We start from the raw sequence: 18,895 nt of genomic DNA, 5'->3' as shown, positions 1-18,895 counted from the left end.
CTCATGGTCAATGGAACAACCAAAAACATCTATCTGCTAAGACATGGCAAAGTCGAAGGAAAAGCTGCACTCAACGGTTTATCTGATGTGCTGGTTAACCCTGAGCTTCAAGAGCAGATATGTGAGGCGCTTGCTAAACAAGACATTACCTTTGATTGCGTGGTTACCTCGCCATTAAGGCGATGCAGTGATCTAGCAAACCTCTATGCAGAGCGTATGTCTGTGCCTTTGTCTGTTGCACCTGGCTTTCAGGAAATGAACTTCGGTGAAGTAGATGGTGTCCCATTTGATGAACTTGAAGACAAGTGGGCAATGCTAGAAACCTTTTGGAAAGACCCTGCTAATCATCAATTAACTGGTGCAGAAAGTTTACAGGGCTTCCACGACAGAGTAACTCAAGCTTGGTCGCAACTTTTGAATGATCCAAGTGACAACATATTGTTGGTTACTCATGGTGGTGTGATTCGCATATTGTTAGCGCACGGCCTTGATATTGATTGGAAAAATCCGAGTTTGTACTCGAAGTTATCGATAGAAAACGCGTCGATAACGCATATTCAAATCACTCAGTTTGCGCAGAGCTTTATCAGCGTTAAATCGATAGGGCTACCTGTTCTCTGAGTGTTCAAAAAACACAGTTTAAGAATTAACAATCTTGCAGAGCTGTAAATAGAAATAAGAATCGAAATATAAAGCGGCGTTCACAGCCGCTATACCTGATTGGTATTACTACCTACGTGAAAGGAATTTAGTCATGACAACACCGAGTTGGGATCTAAGCATTGCTTATAGCGATCTTAATGATGCAAAAATCGAACAGGACATTGAACTCATTCAGCAGTGTATTGAGCTGTTGAACCTACACGTTGAAAAGCGTCACATTATTCTAGCGATGCAAAACGCGATTCAGACTTCTGAAGCGGCTGGCACGCTACTAAGCACGATCAACACCTTCGCTAACTGCCACGCATCGGTAGACGCGACACACACAGAAGCCAAAGCACTGCTTGGTCGCGTTGCCAAACTGAACTCTGAAATGTCTCAAGCATTTAGTCCTTACGAAGACACACTAATTCATGCAGAACCAGAGTTTATTGATGCAGTATTAGAGCATGAGAGTGCGGACGTAGCAGGGCAACGTTTTGCGATTGAAAGCTCTCGTAAGTTATCAAGCAGCCGCCTCAGTGTTGCTGAAGAGCAGTTATTAGCCGCGATGAAGGTTGATGGCCGTGATGGGTGGGGGCGTTTATACGATAACCTGACCGGTTCTTTAAAACTGTCGCTAAAGCTGGACGGTGAAGAGGAAGCTCTAGGTTTTTCACAAGCAGCGAGCTTACTGTACGGCAGCGAATTCGATAAACAAGAACCAGCATGGCGCGCCGTTCAGGGGGCAATGAAGACGCACCAAGAGTCATTTGCTTCAATCCTAAATGCGCTGGCAGGTTGGCGTCTGACTGAAAATAAAAAGCGTTCGAAAATCAGCGATGTACATTTCCTTGATCCAAGCCTACACGGCAGCCGCATCGTACCTGAAACGTTAGACACCATGATGTCGGTAGCAAAGGCAAATCGAGAAGTAGGCCAGAAAGCAGGTCTATTGATGGCAAGAGTTCACGGCTTAGATGAAATGAAACCGTGGAACCACTTAGCTGCGATGCCGCCACTAGGTGACAGCGAATCTAAGGTTTACCCATTTGATGAAGCTATCGAAGTGATCAAAACCGCTTTTGCTGAAGTCAATCCAGAGATGGCTGATTTCGTCGCTTTGATGGTTGAGAATGGTTGGATTGATGCCGCACCAGCAGCCAACAAACGCTTAGGCGCGTACTGCACTAAGTTTGCTGCGACACGCACACCACTGGTGTTTATGACATGGAGTGGTAGCCGCTCTGATTTAATGACATTGGCACACGAGCTAGGCCACGCGTTCCACAACTGGGTGATGAAAGACATGCCGTTGTGTCAAACACGCTACCCAATGACGCTAGCAGAAACCGCTTCGATTTTTGCTGAAAATATCGTTCGTGATCACTTGTTAAAGCAAGCTCAAACGCGCAATGAGAAGCTCGAAATGCTGTGGGAAGAGCTTTCCTCTTCTTTGGCATTAATGGTGAACATTCCTGTGCGTTTTGAGTTTGAAAAAGCCTTCTACGAGCAGCGTGAAAAAGGCGAGCTAACTGCTCAGCAGCTGTGTGACCTGATGGAAACGACTTGGAAAGAGTGGTACGGCGAAGCAATGACAGAAGCCGACCCTTATTTCTGGGCGAGCAAGCTGCACTTCAGCATCTCTCAAGTTAGCTTCTACAACTACCCATATTTGTTCGGTTACCTGTTCAGTAAAGGTGTTTACGCTCAGCGCGATGCAAAAGGCGAGCAATTCTACGGTGATTACGTTTCGTTGCTTCGTGATACGGGCAGCATGATGGCGGAAGAAGTCGTTCAAAAGCACCTTGGTATGGACCTGACTCAAGTTGATTTCTGGCAACAAAGCATCGACATGGTCAAAGTTCAAATCGATGAATTTGAAAGATTGCTCGATCAGGAAGATTAATTGATCTCAATCTGTTCATGGCAGGTAAGAGCTGTGTTAGCTTACGTGGCTCTTATCTTGCTGAGATGACCTGAGACAATCAAAAGCTGCTTTAAATAGAGAAAGTTATTTGGAACAGATGTCGGTTAGCAAAGTCAGCAGGTAATACAAAAATATATGGGTAGTATTTGTGAGTGATAACGGAGTTTCTATTGATAAGTGCGATCCTAGCAACACAATTTCTATGTACAATTTATTAACATACGGCCGTGCAATTAAGGAGTAGCGCATGACGAAGACCCTCTTTCGCCAATCATTTCTTTTTGACAGCCTAGATCTTGAGCAAGAAGTGGTTGCAGGACAGACCGTACTGAGTAACGGTGTTCAAATTAAGCTTCATCAACGCGGTGTATTGGAAGTGATTCCCGCGGAGTATAATTCCGAAACCAAGAACATCATCTTTTCAACAGGTGTTCATGGCGACGAAACCTCACCAATGGAGCTGATTGATAAGCTCATTGAGGATATTGAAACTGGCTTCCAAGTGGTGACAGCAAGATGTTTGTTCATCATCGCGCACCCAGAAGCGACCAACGCGCATACTCGTTTTCTTGATGTGAATATGAATCGTCTGTTTGATGAGAAACAGCACGAGAGTAATCGAGAAGTGGATATTGCGAAGAACCTTAAGTACTTGGTTACGGAGTTTTACAAGGAAACGGTACCTGCCACTCGTTGGCACTTAGATCTGCACTGTGCTATTCGCTTGTCTAAGCATTACTCTTTCGCCGTAAGCCCTAAGGTTCGCCACGAAGTTCGCAGTAAAGCTTTGTTCGACTTCATTAACAGTGCTCACGTTGAAGCTGTGTTGTTGTCGAATGCGCCAACGAGCACTTTCAGCTGGTACAGCGCTGAAAACTTTGAAGCGCAAGCACTGACAATGGAGTTGGGGCAGGTAGCAAGAATTGGTGAGAACCAACTTGATAAGCTAACTGCTTTCGATTTGGCGATGCGCAATCTGATTGCTGAAATAGAACCAGAGCACCTACCAAAGAAAACCATTACTTATCGAGTAAGCCGAACCATTGTTCGTTTACATGATGATTTCGATTTCATGTTCTCAGATTCTGTAGAGAACTTTACGGCGTTCAAGCACGGTGAAGTATTTGGTCATGATGGTGATAAGCCATTGATGGCGAAGAATGAAAACGAAGCAGTAGTGTTCCCAAATCGTAACGTTGCTATCGGTCAACGAGCGGCCTTAATGGTGTGCGAAGTTGAAACACGATTCGACCACGGTCAGCTTGTGTACGATTAATACCGAGTCGGGTTAAATCGACGAAAACAACCGCTCAACTGGTTGAAATATCAAGGTTCACATTACGGTGTGAGCCTTGAGTTTATTTAGGGATACAGGTAAGGTTACGCGAACAATTTCAAAGTAGCTTGATATGGATTTCCAACAACTTCTTCACCAAAAACAGCGCAAATGGACCCGAGCCATTTATCTAATGGCAGCAATGCTTGTCGCGCTGAGTGCGATTTACCTAATGGTTGGCGATCTTTTCATTTCCCCCCTGGGCACCTTGTCCACGTTAGAACAAAAACTACTGATTGATTTACGCTTACCTCGATTATTGGCGGCTATTGGCATCGGGGCTGGGTTAGCCGTATCTGGCGCAAGCTTACAGGTCTTATTAGGTAACGTATTAGCAGAGCCAGGTGTGCTCGGCATTTCTGGTGGCGCAAGCTTGGCGATGGTTATCGTGCTGTTCTTCTTGCCGTTTGCTCCTACACCAGAACTGTTCATGATTGCCGCCGTTTTAGGCTCGCTCTGTTTCACCGTGATACTGGTGAGCCTGGTAAAAACGATGCGACTCACCACGGCTAAATTACTGCTGGTGGGGGTAGCGTTAGGCATTCTTTCTGGCGCGATGGTGACATGGGCGTTCTATTTTAGTGATGACCTCAGCCTACGCTTATTGATGTATTGGCTGATGGGTAGCTTGGGTGGCGTCACTTGGTACCAACATTCGTTCACGTTAGTGATGATCCCCGTGATTATTTGGTTGTGTTTGCAAGGCAGTAAACTAGACAAACTGATGATTGGCGAAACGCATGCCGCGCAATTGGGTGTGAACGTTCCGAGATTACGATGGCGCTTAATCTTCGCTGTGTCTATTTTAGTCGGCTGCGCCGTGGCATTAGGCGGCGTAATCAGCTTTGTTGGTTTGGTTGTGCCACACTTATTGCGTTTAGCGATTGGCACCGATAACCGATACCTTCTTCCTTTGTCTGCCGTTGCTGGTGCAGCACTGCTGGTATTTGCTGATATCTGTGCCAGAACCTTATTAGATTCCGCAGAGCTGCCTTTGGGTGTGATGACAACCAGTATCGGTGCGCCTATCTTCATTTGGATGTTAATTAAAAATCATGATTCAAATTAAGAGCCTGAGCGTCGGCGCTCGTTTATTACCACTATCATTTGAACTCAAGCAAGGGCAGGTGACTCACGTTATCGGCCCGAATGGCAGCGGTAAAAGTACCTTACTCGAATCGATATCTGGCATTAGTGATGGTTACAAAGGCGATATAAAGATCGACGGGCAGGATTTGTCGGAACTGTCTCTACAAGATTTATCATTGCATCGCGCTTACTTGTGTCAAAGCGCAAGACCGGCTTTCAACTTAGAAGTGTTCCAATACCTTGCTTTGTCACTGCCAAGTTCGTCGCATGGTCTTGATGCCGAAATCAACTCGGCTTTGGAAGAAATCAGCCAAATGCTAGACATTGCAGACAAACTTCATCGTTCCATTCAAACCCTATCTGGTGGTGAATGGCAACGCGTACGTTTGGCTGGAATGTGCCTACAAATTTGGCCGACGCTTAACCCTTACGCCAAGCTATTGATTCTCGATGAGCCCGCAGCTCCGCTGGATATTGCTCAAGAAGCCTTATTGTACAAGCTTATTGAACGAGTGGCGGAGAAGGGTATTGCCGTGATCATGGCTAACCACGACCTGAATCGCACCTTAAGACACGCCGACCAGGTGTTGCTGCTTGATAAAGGCGTACTACAAGCTTCTGGCACTGCCGAACAAGTGCTTACTCCTGAGCAGCTAGAATCGGTGTTCAATACCGAAGTCAAAAGTATCTCAGTCGATAATCAAACCTATCTGCTGTTTGGTTAGAGAGGACGTTTGGCTAGAAAGAGTATTTGCTAAAAAGTCATCTGGTTGAGCTGATTATTGGGTTAAAGACGAGCTAGTAAAGGGATCAAATATGTTTAGATACATCCAAAGACGAAGAATCAAAAAGGTGATTAAGCTGCTATCTGCAAAGATGGTAAAGAGCTACGGAAGCCGTGATTTCTTCTCGATTGGACAAGTAGAAACTAGCTCTAAAGGCCTGAGTAAGCGCCAACAACAGATTGCTTTAGCCTTGTTCGCGGACCCACAAGATCTTGCTGTTGAATTGGTTCCAACTATTCAGTTGCTGCGTAATGATGTGTCTAATGACTTCTTCGGCGGAGAAGGCTACACAGCGCGAGATGTACTTAATCTATTGGGTGGCGGCGGTTGGAAGGGCGGTCGTATGGACGACGACATGTCACATCGCATGGGCATGCATAGCCGTTATTAAGGCTTTACCAAGCTCCCTCTATTTAAATCAACTTCGCATCAAAGCACCTTTATCTAATGTGACTCGTCAAAACCGTTATTTTGACAACAAACCCTCTATTTTCGCGTCAATGCGATATCTTGAACAGCCAGTTCATACGTTTCTTATCTCTAGTCTCTCAGGTTCTTAGCCAGTTCCCTTGTTCTATTCATCGAATAAACTTCATGCTTTTCAGTTGTATAAGATCATTTCCTCGTCGTATTACCTTTGATGAATATCAATCAGCCTTATTGACTAAATAATCCAGCCTTTTTCAACCATGCTCGAATTGATTGATATGCATTTGCTTTATTAATGTTCGAGCCAAGTAATGGTTAATAGCAAATTGCGGTGTTTACTCAATCAAACAAGTGGATAGGTAAACAGGCCAAGACCATTTTGGCTTGTTAATTGGAAATATAACGTCTTTAAGTGGAAATGTTATGAGAATCGGAATAGAGAAAACGGCTTTAGCCATCGCTTTGTCTGCGGCTTGTGGTGGCGCTATGGCACATGGATTTGTATCGCTGAACGATGATGGCAACATCATAAGTCGTGTCGCCTTGTGTCACTTAGAAGATTCTGAAGGTCAGGCGAAGAACATGGACTGTGGCGACATACAGTATGAGCCACAAAGTGTGGAAGGCTTTGACGGCTTCCCTGAAGGTGGTCCAGCTGATGGTTACATTGCCAGTGCTGAAATATTAATGGCAAGAAATCTAGACGAGCAAACTTCAGAGCGCTGGCAGAAGCGCCCAATCGAAGCGGGCTCTCAAGAGTTTGAATGGACATTTAGAGCTAACCACATTGCGGCTGGTTTTAAGTATTACATTACGAAAGAAGGTTGGGACCAAAACTCACCATTAGCTCGCTCAGCGTTTGACTTAAATCCATTTTGTGAAGTTGATGCTCATGGAGAGATGACACAAAACACGGCTACTCACACCTGTAACGTGCCAGATAGAGAAGGCTATCACGTGATTCTGGCTGTATGGGATGTGGGTGACACCGACAAGGCTTTCTATAATGCGATTGATGTGGTGTTTGATGGCGATGACTCTCAACTTCCGGGTTGGGGAAAAGTAGGTCAAATAATTCCTACGATCAATTTGAAAGAAGGTGACGCAGTATATACACGCGTATTTGATGGGGCTGGTGAAAACTCAGCGCTCAGTACTCGTATCGAGATTGCGAGTACTGAGGATGGTCAACCGAAGAACTGGTCTAAGGCATTAGCAACCAAAGTTAATGCAGATCACAATAACATTAAGTCTGGCGTGTTGAGTGAAAATGGTTTTGCTCCTATTTACGGTGTTAACCCAATATATGTGAATTCTGACAGTGGTATTCAGCGTGTGGAAATAGGCTACGATGTTGAAGTGCCAGAACCCGATACGTCACTTACGGTTGAAGGTCTGGATCCAGAATACGTGATTGGCGAAGAGCCAACCCTTCTAGGTCTATCATTGGTAGCCGAGGGCGATGCCCAAGCTGAACTCACCGTGTATAACCACGCTAGAGAATCTTTGGCTTACTGGAGTGGGGAGGTTGAAGATAGCTCGTCAGAATCAGTTGTATTACCTTTGTCTAAATCAGAGGCTGGTCATCATATGTTGGTGGTGAGTGTCAAAAACAGCGAAGGTAAATTGGTAGGTCAACAAATGATGGACTTCCACTTAGTTGAAGCAGATGCGCCACCACCAGAACAGGATTATGTCTACCCAGAAGGTTTTGGTAGCTATGTTGATGGAGACGTCGTTTTATTTGAAGGCGAAGGTGTTTATCAATGTTACGGCCCATGGGCAGCAGAATGTAACAATGAAGCTTATCTTCCAGGCGTGGCTGCAGACCCAAATTGGGTTGAGCAACAATGGAAAAAGTTGGACTAATAGCGAATTAGTCTATTTGGTCTGGTTTCTTAATAGACCTCAATATATAAAAGTGACCTATCAGCGATTTATCTCGGTGGTGAAGTTGTTATCTATGCCAGTTAATTCCCATAAACTGGCATAGACGGTCTCATTAGGGTTCAGTTAATATTTATATAATGCAAATGGTACTACAATATGTAGTGTCATTTTTACGGGTTAGTTTGTCGTCACTTGGCACAAAATGGTAAGCCTTAAATCAAATGTGTGAGTAGAATTATCTCAAACGAAACAAGTGAACTAGGAGTGGTTCTAGTCACTGTATCTTATTCGAATGGATGCTTTAAAACCCCGAAAGAGGATTGACTTATGTACGAACTAACACTACTTCTAAGCCTAATGATCGGTGGTGCTGACAGCACCGCAGAAATGGAAGTTAACACCCAATTTACGACTCTTGAGCAATGTAATGAAGAAGGTGCCGCGCTAGCTGAGAAGCTAAATGCAACAGACCTTAAAGTCATTCAAGTTCAATGTGAGCGTGATTAACCAGAATGGAATTAGTTAGATCATGATGAACCAAAGCTAACTAACTCCATAGATTTGGCGGCATGGGCACAACCGAGGTGCCCATATCGAATTACCTCCAGTTTAACTAATCCTGATTCCTCAAATTTACTTCTTCAGATCATCCACATAAATTCCTCACATCAGCCCAATAAAACAATCTCATCTAACCTATTGTTAAATATTTACTATTTGTTAGTGTGTTTAGGTGCACATTGAGGATGTGTTTCATATTTAGCGAAGAAATATTAGGAGTTGCGATGAGTATTATAGTGAGAAGGTCTGAACCGTCAGATGCAAAGGGAATCAAAGAAGTTTACGAATGCACTAATGCTTATACCGGTACGCTGCAACTCCCAAATCCATCTCTGGAAAGCTGGCAAAAGCGAATCTCTAACATCCCTGACAACGTGTACTCGTATGTCGCGATGATCGACGATGAGATTGTTGGTAACTTGGGAATGGAAGTGTGTGTGAACCCAAGAAGACGACATGTCGCTTCATTTGGTATGGGTGTTAAAGACGATGTGTTAGGCAAAGGCGTAGGTAGCCAACTGCTCGCAACAGCAATCGATCTGTGTGATAACTGGATTAACATCAAACGAATGGAGTTGACGGTGTATACCGATAACGAAAGAGCGATTAGCCTGTATAAGAAGTTTGGTTTCGTGATTGAAGGAGAGTCCGCAGGGTTCGCTTTCAGAAATGGCGAATATGTGGCGGCTTATCATATGGCGCGACTGGTATAGCACCTAGTTGTAACTGACACACAGCTACAATTGACTGACAGATAATAAAACGCCACGTTATTTAAACGTGGCGTTTGCTATTTGCGTACGCTGATGCTTTAAACAGCTACAGCCATAACCTGCCTTAAGCTGTTAGTGGCTCAAGGTTCGCAGGGTGGTAGTGTACTGATTTTAGTACTTTGCCTTGGCGAACTGTCTTGCCTTCAGATACGAAATCTTCCGCACACTTAGCGATGATGTATTCGCCTTTTTGAACCGCCATCAGCTTGATGTTTTGCTCGGCATAGAAAGCTTCTGTTTCAGCGTATTCAGTTTCGTTGCGACATACTTTGCTCATGTTGCTTGAGTGTACTTCGTCCCAGCAAGGCAAGAAGTCAATTGAGCGGTTTTTAGAAACATTCAACAGTAGGTCGATCAGATAGCTGATTGCTAGATTGTCTTCAACCTTAGCTTGACCAAGGTGAACCAAACGTCCCATCAATACATAAACGCTATCTACAATAGCGTCCGCTTGTTCGATTTTAGAGTCAGCTTCCGCAAGTTCTGTTAGTTCTTCGATCGCTAGAGAGGTATGTAGCGTATCGCCTTTTTCGTCCATTGTTTCAGGCGCAGCAACAGGCAGATCAAAAGTACTGCGGAACTCTTCAATATCGCGGTAAAGGTGGTCGTAGATTTCTTGGCTTAGTTGAGAAAGGTTCATTTTCCTATCCATTCTGTTTCGTTAATGGATTATTTTACCAAAGCTAGGAATAGGGCGCTAACGCAAAGTGGATAAGTTTGGTTTTATTCAATTTAGTCTGTGTTCAAACTTCGATATGGCTTAATTATACATTGTGAAACAAAATGGACGAGATCAGTTCACTTCTCGTCCATATCATCAAGGGCGCTCAGGAATATGAGCCACCTTGTTAGCGATTAACTGAACTATTAGCTAAACAAGTAAGGGAACAGTTTACGGCGTTCTTCCGGCGTTAAAGACTCAACTCTCGCGATGTTGGTATCAGGAATCGCTTCAGGATTAGGGTAGTGCTTTAACACCTTTTCCATGCTTGCTTCACGAATCAAATGGTAAACCGGATACGGAGAGCGGTTCGTTAGGTTTTCATCGTCTTCTGGATCCGCACCACCAAAACAATAGTCTGGGTGGAAGGTTGCGACTTGGTAAATGCCTTCCCAGTCTTCTTGCTTGATCAGTGCTTCAATCCAGTCAATGAACATGTTGTAGTCGAAGAAATCTTGCAGCATGTTAGGCACAACCACCAAAGTCGTCTCTAACTCTGCGACTGGTGTGTTATCTAACTCTACGAAATGCGTCATGATGTCTTCCAACAACGCTTCTTCCGTATTTGCTTCACTCACAAAGATCTTAATCTGTTTATTACGTTGTGGCTTGGCTGCAAATGGACACAGGTTTAGGCCAATAACGACATCGTCTAACCACTGCTTTACTTGGTCGTGGATGGTTTGAAGATCTGTGCTTTGAGTGTTCGACATAACAGGTTCCGAAATTAAATTTTGGGTAGGATATCAGAACGGACGTTAATCAAAAGCAATAATTGAGTAACAACCTTAGTCGTACTTATGCTTGTGCGAGTTTGGATGTCGATACTTGTAGCTGTTTCAACTGATAGACCCAAGCAAATATCGCGACATAGAAGATAGACCCACCTGCAATCACGCCATTCCAACCAAACAGCTGCCAACAATATAAGAGTAAGAAACCACCTAAGCTTCCGCCTATATAGTAATGGACTAAGTAAAGTGCCGTTGCTGTCGCCTTCGCGCTCGGTGCTTTTTGACTTACCCAAGAGTAGGCAAGGGTATGGGCGAAGAACGCGCCCCCGCTAATCAATAACAACCCAGCTAACATGAACGGGACTTTATCGACCGCAGAAACTAGCATTCCGATTAAGCTAATGCACACGCCCATCATTATTCCGTTCAAGGGATCAAAACGAAGTGTCCATTTGTTTGAGAGCTTTGAGCTTACCGTACCTGCCAAGTAACATAGGAATATCAGCGAAGCTAAACCAACAGGCACCGAGTGAGGCGCTGATACTAATCTAAAGCCCATTACCGAATACAGGTTAACGAACAGCGCGAAGTTAGCACCACCAATCAACATAGCGAGCCATAAGGTACGGTTTCTTAAATGCATCACTACTGAACGGTTATGGTGAAAAAACAAGCCTTTTTGTGGTTTGAAGTTTTGTTGGTCTGGTAATCGATAGGCTATATAAAGTGCGCCAAGCAAAGAGCCGACAACAAAAAACAAAACTGTTGTGTGCCAGTCGAAATAGTCTGTGATCAAGCCACCCAATACACGCCCAAAAATGCCACCTAATGAGTTAGCCGCAATATAACCACCAATCGCGACTGCGAATGCTTTCGGTGATAATTCTTCAACCATATAGGCAACCGCCACACCTGCGAATGCAGCGACTGTAATTCCCATGAATGCTCTGGCAATAACAAGCTGTAGTAGGGTGGTTGTGAACACCATGCTTAGCCCGATTAGAGGGATAGCAAATAAGCTGAACAGAATGATGGATTTTCGTCCAAAGGTTTCAGAGGCGATCGCCCAAGGCACCAAGCTGATGGAAAGCCCAAGTGTTGTCGAGGCAAACAGCCAGTTGATTTGAGTTTCCGAAACTTGGAAGTGCTCCGCCATGTGCGGCAAGATTGGCTGAAAGAGGTAAAGGTTACAGAAAATGATAAACGAGCCAATCGCCAATGATTGGGTGATGCGTTTGTATTGAGGACTGCCTTTATCAAACATTTACGTTGTGCCTATACGGAATAATTAAGCTGTTTGTGAACAAGTTATCAGTACAAGGTGGATTAAAGAAATATATTAAAAATATCACCTCTATATATTTAATATATCGATATGCTTGAATCAAAACCGCTTCGCCATTTTCTCGCAGTTGCACAGTTTGGGAATTTTACCCAAGCGGCAAAAGCCTTACATATCGCCCAACCTGCTTTGAGCATATCCATTAAAAAACTCGAGCAAACACTTGATTTGATTCTGTTCCGACGTGGAGATAAATCCGTCACTTTAACGGAGGAAGGAAAGGTACTGTTTGAGCATGCTAAGCGAATTGCACAGCAGTTTGATGATGCAGAGCTGGCGATGAATGAGTTAAAGGGGTTAGAAAAAGGTGAGGTGCGCTTAGGAGCCCCAAGCATGATGGGGAGCTACTTCTTTCCTCAAGTCGTTATGGCGTTCAAAAGCCAGTACCCTAATCTGAAGCTGACACTCATAGATGCTGGTACTGCATCGATTCGTGAAATGCTATTAAACGGCGAGCTCGATATCGGTGTAATCAACCACGAGAATGTCCCTGATGATCTTGAAACTGACCACCTATTAAGCTCAGAAATGTTAGCGGTCGTTGGCAAAGATCACTCACTGGCAACGCAACCATCCATCACCTTTGAAGAATTTTTTTCTCAAGAGCTGATTATGTTCAAATCGGGCTATTTCCACCGTGATTTTATCGATGCGACTTGTAAGAAGTACAACCTCGATATGACCATCGCCTTCGAAACCAATTTATTACCGATGATTCTTTCTATCGTGAAGCGAGAGTTTGCCATCACCGCGTTGCTTAGCTTAGTTACAGAATACGAGGAAGACGTGGTCGGTGTGCCATTTAAAGACCCTGTGAAGCTGAATCTATCTTTGGCGTGGAGAAAGGAAGGGTATCTTTCGAAGGCAGACAGAACCTTTATTGACTTCGTTAAACAATATGTGTGACTAGTAATGTATCAATCGCCTAAATAAATGGAATTAGCATCACGTTTTTCATGGTGGTTTGTGATGGGTGTCACGGTCGGGGGCGCCAGTATTAACGGTTTCTAATTTGCTTGGTATGCATGCTTGTTAAATAATACTAATACTTTTGGGGTATATTTGGTGAGTTATGAAGTGTGAGTGTAAAGAGCAAAAGTTGGTTAGAATACACAGAACGTTTATGGATCGTTTCTTTGGTATTAAAGGTAGGTACCAATGTGTGAATTGCGGTATGGTTTTCAAAATCAAAGGTTAATGCGATGTAATTCTTGCGCTTTAGTAAAGATAAAAAACAAAGCCCGAGTATCCTAGATTGGATACTCGGGCTTTGTTGCATAGATGTATAACTCAAAACACGTTAAGTGTTCTTTGAGTTATACATCTTATCGAAGTTCTTCTGATTCCAGCCGACCATCACTTGATCGCCGATCTTAAGTACGGGGATAGAACGAGCACCCATCGCTTGCAATTCTTTACGACCACGCTGCATCTTTGCATTGGTCAGGCGGTAAACAATTTTCTTAGAGTCTAAATACCTTTGGGCATCTTTACAGTGCGGGCATTTGTCTGCGACGTACAATACAACACGTTTCATTTTTACAATCTCTTTTTGAGTGTAGCTCTTGGTGAATCTCGCTAAAGTGTAACGAATCCTAGGTGATTAGAAAAGTGTGATCAGTTACACTATGCGGCTCAATTTTCAAGACCACAACGTATTGTCGTGGCGTAACTTGTACGGTCTTTCAGCATGCATCCTTCTTTACGCTATATTCAAGGCTATCCTAAGCACATTCTTGATCCTGTGACTCAACTTGTAGAGTCGGGTAAATTGGTGCCGTGGTTTGAAGCTCGCTACCCAAAGAATCATGAAATAAAAAGCGAGAAAGCCCTGTTTGACTATGCGATTGAGATAAAAAATCGCTACATGAAAAAAACACCACCGATCAGCAAAGTGATTTACGACGGCAAGATACACCTAATCAACAATGCGTTAGGTCTTCATTCTTACGTTGCGAAGAATCACGGTGGAAAGATCAAATCGAAGAATGAAATTCGTATCGCCAGTGTTTTTAAAAATGCGCCAGAACCTTTGTTGCGAATGCTGGTGGTACACGAACTGGCGCATATCAAAGAGAAAGAGCACGACAAAGCCTTTTACCAACTATGCTGTCACATGGAACCGGAATATCATCAACTTGAGTTGGATGCCCGTTTATTCATGATGTATTTAGATTTAAAGAAGTAGCCCAATGAGCCAATCACAAAATAGAACGACGCTAAGCCTGTCGAAAAACAGTACTTCATCAGCAAAAACAAAAGACAACCAAGCTAAAGAAGGCAGCGACAAGCGTATTTCTACAAAGAACACATCTGATAAAAGCCGCAAGAATAGTGCACCGAAAGGTGCGGGCAATAACAAATCAAAGCGACCTTTTGCAAAAGACAGCAAAGGGAAGCAGGGTGCGAATAAAGGATCATCGAATAAGGGTTCTTTCAATAAAACTGCATTTAACAAGAACGCAGCTCAGAAAAGACGCTCGGCTGAAAAACCTCAAGGTGGGTTACACCCAAGAAACCAGCACACTGGTCGTTATGACTTCGAGTTGTTGGTTGCAGCCTTGCCCGAGCTAAAAGAGCATCTGATCAAGAACCCAGTGGGCGAAGACACCATTAATTTCTCTGATCCATTAGCCGTTAAGCTACTCAACAAAGCTTTGTTAGCGCATCACTACGGCGTTAAACATTGGGATATTCCTGCTGGTTACTTGTGCCCGCCAATTCCTGGCCGTGCAGACTACATTCACAGAGTAGCTGACATCCTTAATAGCGATGGCCAAGGCGAGGCATATAACCACGCGTCTGTGAAAGCATTAGATATTGGTGTTGGTGCAAACTGTATCTACCCAATCATTGGTGCGACAGAGTATAAGTGGCGCTGCACCGGGACAGATGTCGATTCAGTCTCCATCAAAACAGCGAACTTTATTGCTGAAAGTAACCCTAATTTAAAAGGTAAGATCCGCGCTCGCCTACAAGCGGACTCTGAATCTATCTTTAAGGGCGTGATTAAGGATAATGAACGTTACGACGTCACTATTTGTAACCCTCCATTTCATAGCTCTCTTGAAGAAGCGGAAAAGGGTTCACAACGTAAACTGGATAATCTAGCGGCAAACCGTGCTAAGAAGGCTGGTCAATCATTCAAGCCGGAAATGAACAGGAAATCAGTGAAGCAAGAGAAACCAACCTTAAACTTTGGTGGTCAAAAAGCTGAACTTTGGTGCCCGGGTGGCGAAGCCGCTTTCATTATGAAGATGGCGAGAGAGAGTCAACTTTTTGCTACTCAAGTTTTGTGGTTTACGACATTGATTTCTAAGAAAGATAACGTCGATATGGTTCGTTCAGAGTTGGGTAAGCTACGAGCTAAACAAGTAAAAGTCGTCGAGATGTCGCAAGGGCAGAAGGTAAGCCGCTTTATCGCATGGACCTTTATGGACGATGAACAAAGACAAGAGTGGATTGCGCTAAAATAACGGCTGCACTTAGTTAAGGCATTTAACTGAAATTACGTACGGGCTTGTTGTTAACGCAACAAGCCCGTTTTTTGTGTTTTGCCTATACGCTAAGCAGAAAGCAACTCATCTAACTTACTCTGATATTTCTGCTCTAGAGCTCTGTTACCTGCTTTATTTTCGAGGTCGACTAAGATTTTAAGTGATGGAATTTGATAGCCATAACGCTGGTGGAATTTGAATAAACGGAGTCGAGCGTCATTGTAATCGGCGTCACTCACTTCAATTTTTGAAAGCTGTAGTATCGATTTCACGCGGTTGGGATCGTGGTCAATCGCTCTGCTGAAGTAGTACTTCGCTTGGTCTGTATTACCAGCCTTAAAAGCACAAAACGCGGCGTTTTCATAACTTGCAGACACTAAGTAATAGTAAGGTTGGTCGATGGCACGGTTAAAGTACTTATCTGCCTGCTCATACTCGCCTTGTTTACACAAAAACGTACCGTAGTTATTCAATACATTTCCGTTTCTCGAATCGAGGCTCAGCGCTTTTCGGTACGTCGATCTTGCTTCGTCTACTTCGCCCACTTGTTCGTAGTAATGCGCCATTGAAAGCCGAGCGCGGTAGTAGCTAGGCGCGTGTTTAATTGCGAGCTCAAGATTTTCACGCGCTCTTACCATATTGCCTTGTCCCATATAGCCCAAACCTAATTCGATTCGAGATTCAGACATCGCGATAGGATCACTTTTAATCTTTGGTGGTCCTTCCGTGACAGAGACGCATCCGACCAACGAAAGCGAGGCGAGTAGTACCACACTTGATAACGAAAGGGGGCGGGATAACGAAAGGGGACGGGACAACGAAATCGGATTTGAAAATGACGGCTTGGCAGGCATGTGAAGCTCCTTATGAACACCAACCCATCATATGAAATCAAACCCATTGAAGTGATAAATCTATTATGGAATGCGACTCAACCACCATAAAAAAACCGCGTCCAATTCGTCGTTTTATCAACAACCGACTGAACACGGCTTTATGTGTTTTTGAATCGGAACAAAGAACTTAATCGTCTTTAGTGAAATTCTCTTCGCTGAAATGATCCAGGTCGTAAGGCGTTTGTTGGTAAACGCAGTAGTTTAGCCAGTTAGAGAACAATAAGTGCCCGTGGCTACGCCAGCTTGCAACAGGTTTGTTGTCTGGATTGTTGTTCGGGTAGTAGTTGATTGGTATAACAGGCTCCATGCCTTCACCCAAATCACGAATGTATTCATTGTGAAGTGTATGAGAGTCGTACTCAGGGTGACCCGTTACAAACACGTTTCGCTTATCTTTGGTCGCCGCTAGATATACACCCGCAACATCAGAAGTCGCAAGAACATCAAGGTCGGTATGCTCTGCTAAGTACTCCTGAGAGAAGTCAGCATAGCGAGAGTGCGGTGCCAAGAATGTATCGTCGAAGCCACGTAAAATAGGGTGGTATGGGTTATGTATCTCGTGGTTATAAACACCAGACAGCTTCTCTTTACGAGTACGTTTAGGCAAATCATACAATAACTTCAAACCAGCCTGAGCCGCCCAACATACGTATAGAGTTGAAGTAACGTGTTTGTTTGCCCACTCCATGATGGTTTTCAGATGATCCCAGTAGATAACATCTTCAAATTGAACCAAGCCAAGCGGCGCACCAGTGATGATCAATCCATCAAAGTTTCTTCCTTTGACCATTTCAAATTGGCGGTAGAAGTTATCAAGGTGTTCAGTCGGTGTGTTTTTACTTGGTCGGTCATCAATGCGCAGCAGCTCTACATCCACTTGCAACGGGCTGTTCGATAGTAGGCGTAAAAATTGAGTTTCAGTTTCAATCTTCTTCGGCATTAGGTTGAGGATCAAGACTCGAAGTGGACGAATTTCCTGTGTCGATGCTCTTGATAAAGGCATAACGAAGATGTTTTCTTCACGAAGAACATCGGATGCTGGCAATTGGTCTGGAATGCGAATAGGCACAGCTTTCTCCCTAAGCTAGATATGTAGACGTCTATACATCTAAATCTATAGTAGTTTGATACGCTTGTCGATATGCAAAATGGATAGATGTAAATTATTTGTGTTTTCTATCAGAAGCCATCCAAGCGCTTTGAGGGGAGTTTCATTGTATTCAGTGATTATCGGAGTCTCGTGTAAGTACTTGGTTTTCATATGCTGAGTAAAGGCAGTTATCAGAGAAACTCTTTACTATTTACGATAAACTCATGTTTTCGAATTAGCCTGTAAAGTGACGATGAAGTTAATACTCATTCGAGGGTTGCCCGGTTCTGGCAAATCAACAAAAGCAAAAACCTACGATGCATTGCACGTTGAAGCCGATATGTATTATGTGAATGAGCAAGGTGAGTACCATTTTGATCCTAGGCTCCTGCAACAAGCTCATGAGTGGTGTCAGAACACGGCTGAAAACGGCTTAAAGCAAGGGCTTGATGTTGTTGTATCGAATACCTTCATAAAGCATTGGGAAATGAAGGCTTACCGCCAACTTGCACGTAAATATAAAGCAGAATTAATTATCGAAGTGTGCCGAGAGCAATATGGCACTATTCACGACATTGAGCCGTCGGTGATTAAGCGTATGGCGAGAGATTGGCAGGAGTAGCCCTGTCTGTACTTTCTGCTAACAAGCATTTAGCTAACTAGCATTTGTTTCATTAGAACTTGGCTAACGAGTCGACGTCAACGAACGATGAATATTAAATAATACATAATTATTAGGTAATACACATGGCAAAGCGATCGGCAATCGTCGACATGACATCTTACGGCATCTATACAGCGTGGGATTCCAAATCTAAAGATCTTCCAAAAATCCAAGAGTTCACCACCACGGTTGATGCTGAAATCGACGTGGAGTTTGGCTATATCCTGAATATCAAAAAAGCCAAAGGCGAAAAGATCCGTTACTGCATTTACCACCCCAACATCACCACTGATAAAGGTGAAGTACTTGAACCGTTTGATGGCGAAGAGTATGTCGGTAACAACGACTGGGATTTCTATTTAGGTGACACCATCTGGGCGCCAGTCTCAAACAAGATTGGTAAATGGCGTATGACGGTCGAGCTAAAAGGCAACATCATCGCCGACAAGACATTCGACCTAGTAGCAAAAGACGAAGGCCAGTTTTGGAAGCGCAGGGGTTTTTAGACGAAACTTC

The 18,895-nt window shown here is 43.9% G+C and carries 20 protein-coding genes; 14 read left to right on the top strand and 6 right to left on the bottom strand.

The window, feature by feature from the left end; all coding sequences use genetic code 11:
* Positions 1–3: 3 nt before the first annotated feature.
* The 9 genes from cobC (at position 4) to ATB74_RS09520 (ending at position 9,375) form a co-directional block, all read left to right on the top strand.
* Complete coding sequence (gene cobC / locus ATB74_RS09560) at positions 4–621, top strand: alpha-ribazole phosphatase family protein (protein ID WP_061018207.1); 618 nt, start codon at positions 4–6, stop codon at positions 619–621.
* 133 nt (positions 622–754) lie between these two features.
* Entirely contained in the window at positions 755–2,551 is a 1,797-nt protein-coding gene (locus ATB74_RS09555; protein ID WP_061018205.1) for a M3 family oligoendopeptidase, read from the top strand.
* Positions 2,552–2,819: 268 nt separating this feature from the next.
* A complete protein-coding gene (locus ATB74_RS09550) occupies positions 2,820–3,848 on the top strand; it encodes a succinylglutamate desuccinylase (protein ID WP_061018203.1) in 1,029 nt (342 codons plus the stop codon).
* Between the two features lie 133 nt (positions 3,849–3,981).
* Positions 3,982–4,977, top strand: a complete 996-nt coding sequence (gene btuC / locus ATB74_RS09545) for a vitamin B12 ABC transporter permease BtuC (RefSeq protein ID WP_061018201.1) — start codon at positions 3,982–3,984, stop codon at positions 4,975–4,977.
* Positions 4,964–5,722 carry a vitamin B12 ABC transporter ATP-binding protein BtuD gene (btuD, locus tag ATB74_RS09540; RefSeq protein WP_061018199.1) on the top strand — a complete coding sequence of 253 codons (759 nt, stop codon included), beginning with the start codon at positions 4,964–4,966 and terminating at the stop codon, positions 5,720–5,722. The genes btuC and btuD overlap by 14 nt, the downstream gene beginning before the upstream one ends.
* Before the next feature lie 91 nt (positions 5,723–5,813).
* Positions 5,814–6,173 (top strand): DUF6559 family protein, encoded by a 360-nt coding sequence (locus tag ATB74_RS09535; protein ID WP_061018197.1) that lies wholly within the window; start codon positions 5,814–5,816, stop codon positions 6,171–6,173.
* Positions 6,174–6,634: 461 nt separating this feature from the next.
* Entirely contained in the window at positions 6,635–8,080 is a 1,446-nt protein-coding gene (gbpA, locus tag ATB74_RS09530) for an N-acetylglucosamine-binding protein GbpA (RefSeq protein WP_061018195.1), read from the top strand.
* Between the two features lie 348 nt (positions 8,081–8,428).
* Entirely contained in the window at positions 8,429–8,608 is a 180-nt protein-coding gene (locus ATB74_RS09525; protein WP_061018194.1) for a hypothetical protein, read from the top strand.
* Positions 8,609–8,886: 278 nt separating this feature from the next.
* A complete protein-coding gene (locus ATB74_RS09520; RefSeq protein ID WP_048658534.1) occupies positions 8,887–9,375 on the top strand; it encodes a GNAT family N-acetyltransferase in 489 nt (162 codons plus the stop codon).
* Positions 9,376–9,499: 124 nt separating this feature from the next.
* On the opposite strand, the gene ATB74_RS09515 is transcribed toward ATB74_RS09520, so the two are convergent.
* The 3 genes from ATB74_RS09515 to ATB74_RS09505 form a co-directional block, all read right to left on the bottom strand.
* The gene (locus ATB74_RS09515) at positions 9,500–10,075 is read right to left on the bottom strand and encodes a nucleoside triphosphate pyrophosphohydrolase family protein (RefSeq protein WP_061018192.1); all 576 of its coding nucleotides are present in this window, start codon (positions 10,073–10,075) and stop codon (positions 9,500–9,502) included.
* Between the two features lie 227 nt (positions 10,076–10,302).
* Positions 10,303–10,869, bottom strand: a complete 567-nt coding sequence (locus tag ATB74_RS09510) for a DUF1415 domain-containing protein (RefSeq protein ID WP_060981864.1) — start codon at positions 10,867–10,869, stop codon at positions 10,303–10,305.
* A gap of 85 nt (positions 10,870–10,954) precedes the next feature.
* Positions 10,955–12,154 carry an MFS transporter gene (locus tag ATB74_RS09505; RefSeq protein ID WP_061018190.1) on the bottom strand — a complete coding sequence of 400 codons (1,200 nt, stop codon included), beginning with the start codon at positions 12,152–12,154 and terminating at the stop codon, positions 10,955–10,957.
* Between the two features lie 111 nt (positions 12,155–12,265).
* Here ATB74_RS09505 and ATB74_RS09500 point away from each other — a divergent pair, with 111 nt between their 5' ends.
* Complete coding sequence (locus ATB74_RS09500; RefSeq protein WP_061018188.1) at positions 12,266–13,138, top strand: LysR family transcriptional regulator; 873 nt, start codon at positions 12,266–12,268, stop codon at positions 13,136–13,138.
* Between the two features lie 394 nt (positions 13,139–13,532).
* On the opposite strand, the gene ATB74_RS09495 is transcribed toward ATB74_RS09500, so the two are convergent.
* Entirely contained in the window at positions 13,533–13,769 is a 237-nt protein-coding gene (locus ATB74_RS09495; RefSeq protein WP_016786183.1) for a glutaredoxin family protein, read from the bottom strand.
* 153 nt (positions 13,770–13,922) lie between these two features.
* Between ATB74_RS09495 and ATB74_RS09490 the strand changes: the two genes are divergently transcribed.
* Together ATB74_RS09490 and rlmF are read left to right on the top strand one after the other, a co-directional pair.
* Positions 13,923–14,420, top strand: coding sequence for a YgjP-like metallopeptidase domain-containing protein (locus ATB74_RS09490; protein WP_004734935.1), 498 nt, complete (start codon positions 13,923–13,925; stop codon positions 14,418–14,420).
* Between the two features lie 4 nt (positions 14,421–14,424).
* Positions 14,425–15,708 (top strand): 23S rRNA (adenine(1618)-N(6))-methyltransferase RlmF, encoded by a 1,284-nt coding sequence (rlmF, locus tag ATB74_RS09485; RefSeq protein ID WP_061018186.1) that lies wholly within the window; start codon positions 14,425–14,427, stop codon positions 15,706–15,708.
* A gap of 89 nt (positions 15,709–15,797) precedes the next feature.
* On the opposite strand, the gene pilW is transcribed toward rlmF, so the two are convergent.
* Together pilW and metA are read right to left on the bottom strand one after the other, a co-directional pair.
* Positions 15,798–16,583, bottom strand: a complete 786-nt coding sequence (gene pilW, locus ATB74_RS09480) for a type IV pilus biogenesis/stability protein PilW (protein WP_061018184.1) — start codon at positions 16,581–16,583, stop codon at positions 15,798–15,800.
* A 169-nt stretch (positions 16,584–16,752) separates the two neighbouring features.
* A complete protein-coding gene (metA, locus tag ATB74_RS09475) occupies positions 16,753–17,694 on the bottom strand; it encodes a homoserine O-acetyltransferase MetA (protein WP_060981869.1) in 942 nt (313 codons plus the stop codon).
* Between the two features lie 274 nt (positions 17,695–17,968).
* Between metA and ATB74_RS09470 the strand changes: the two genes are divergently transcribed.
* Positions 17,969–18,337 carry an ATP-binding protein gene (locus ATB74_RS09470; protein WP_061018182.1) on the top strand — a complete coding sequence of 123 codons (369 nt, stop codon included), beginning with the start codon at positions 17,969–17,971 and terminating at the stop codon, positions 18,335–18,337.
* Positions 18,338–18,462: 125 nt separating this feature from the next.
* The gene (locus tag ATB74_RS09465) at positions 18,463–18,885 is read left to right on the top strand and encodes a DUF3859 domain-containing protein (RefSeq protein WP_061018180.1); all 423 of its coding nucleotides are present in this window, start codon (positions 18,463–18,465) and stop codon (positions 18,883–18,885) included.
* Positions 18,886–18,895: the final 10 nt, after the last annotated feature.

Origin of the sequence: Vibrio splendidus (assembly GCF_001557875.1) — a bacterium.
GTDB classification, from domain to species: domain Bacteria; phylum Pseudomonadota; class Gammaproteobacteria; order Enterobacterales; family Vibrionaceae; genus Vibrio; species Vibrio splendidus_F.
Note: the sequence above shows the minus strand (reverse complement) of the source record. Positions and strands in the feature narration are given on the sequence as shown.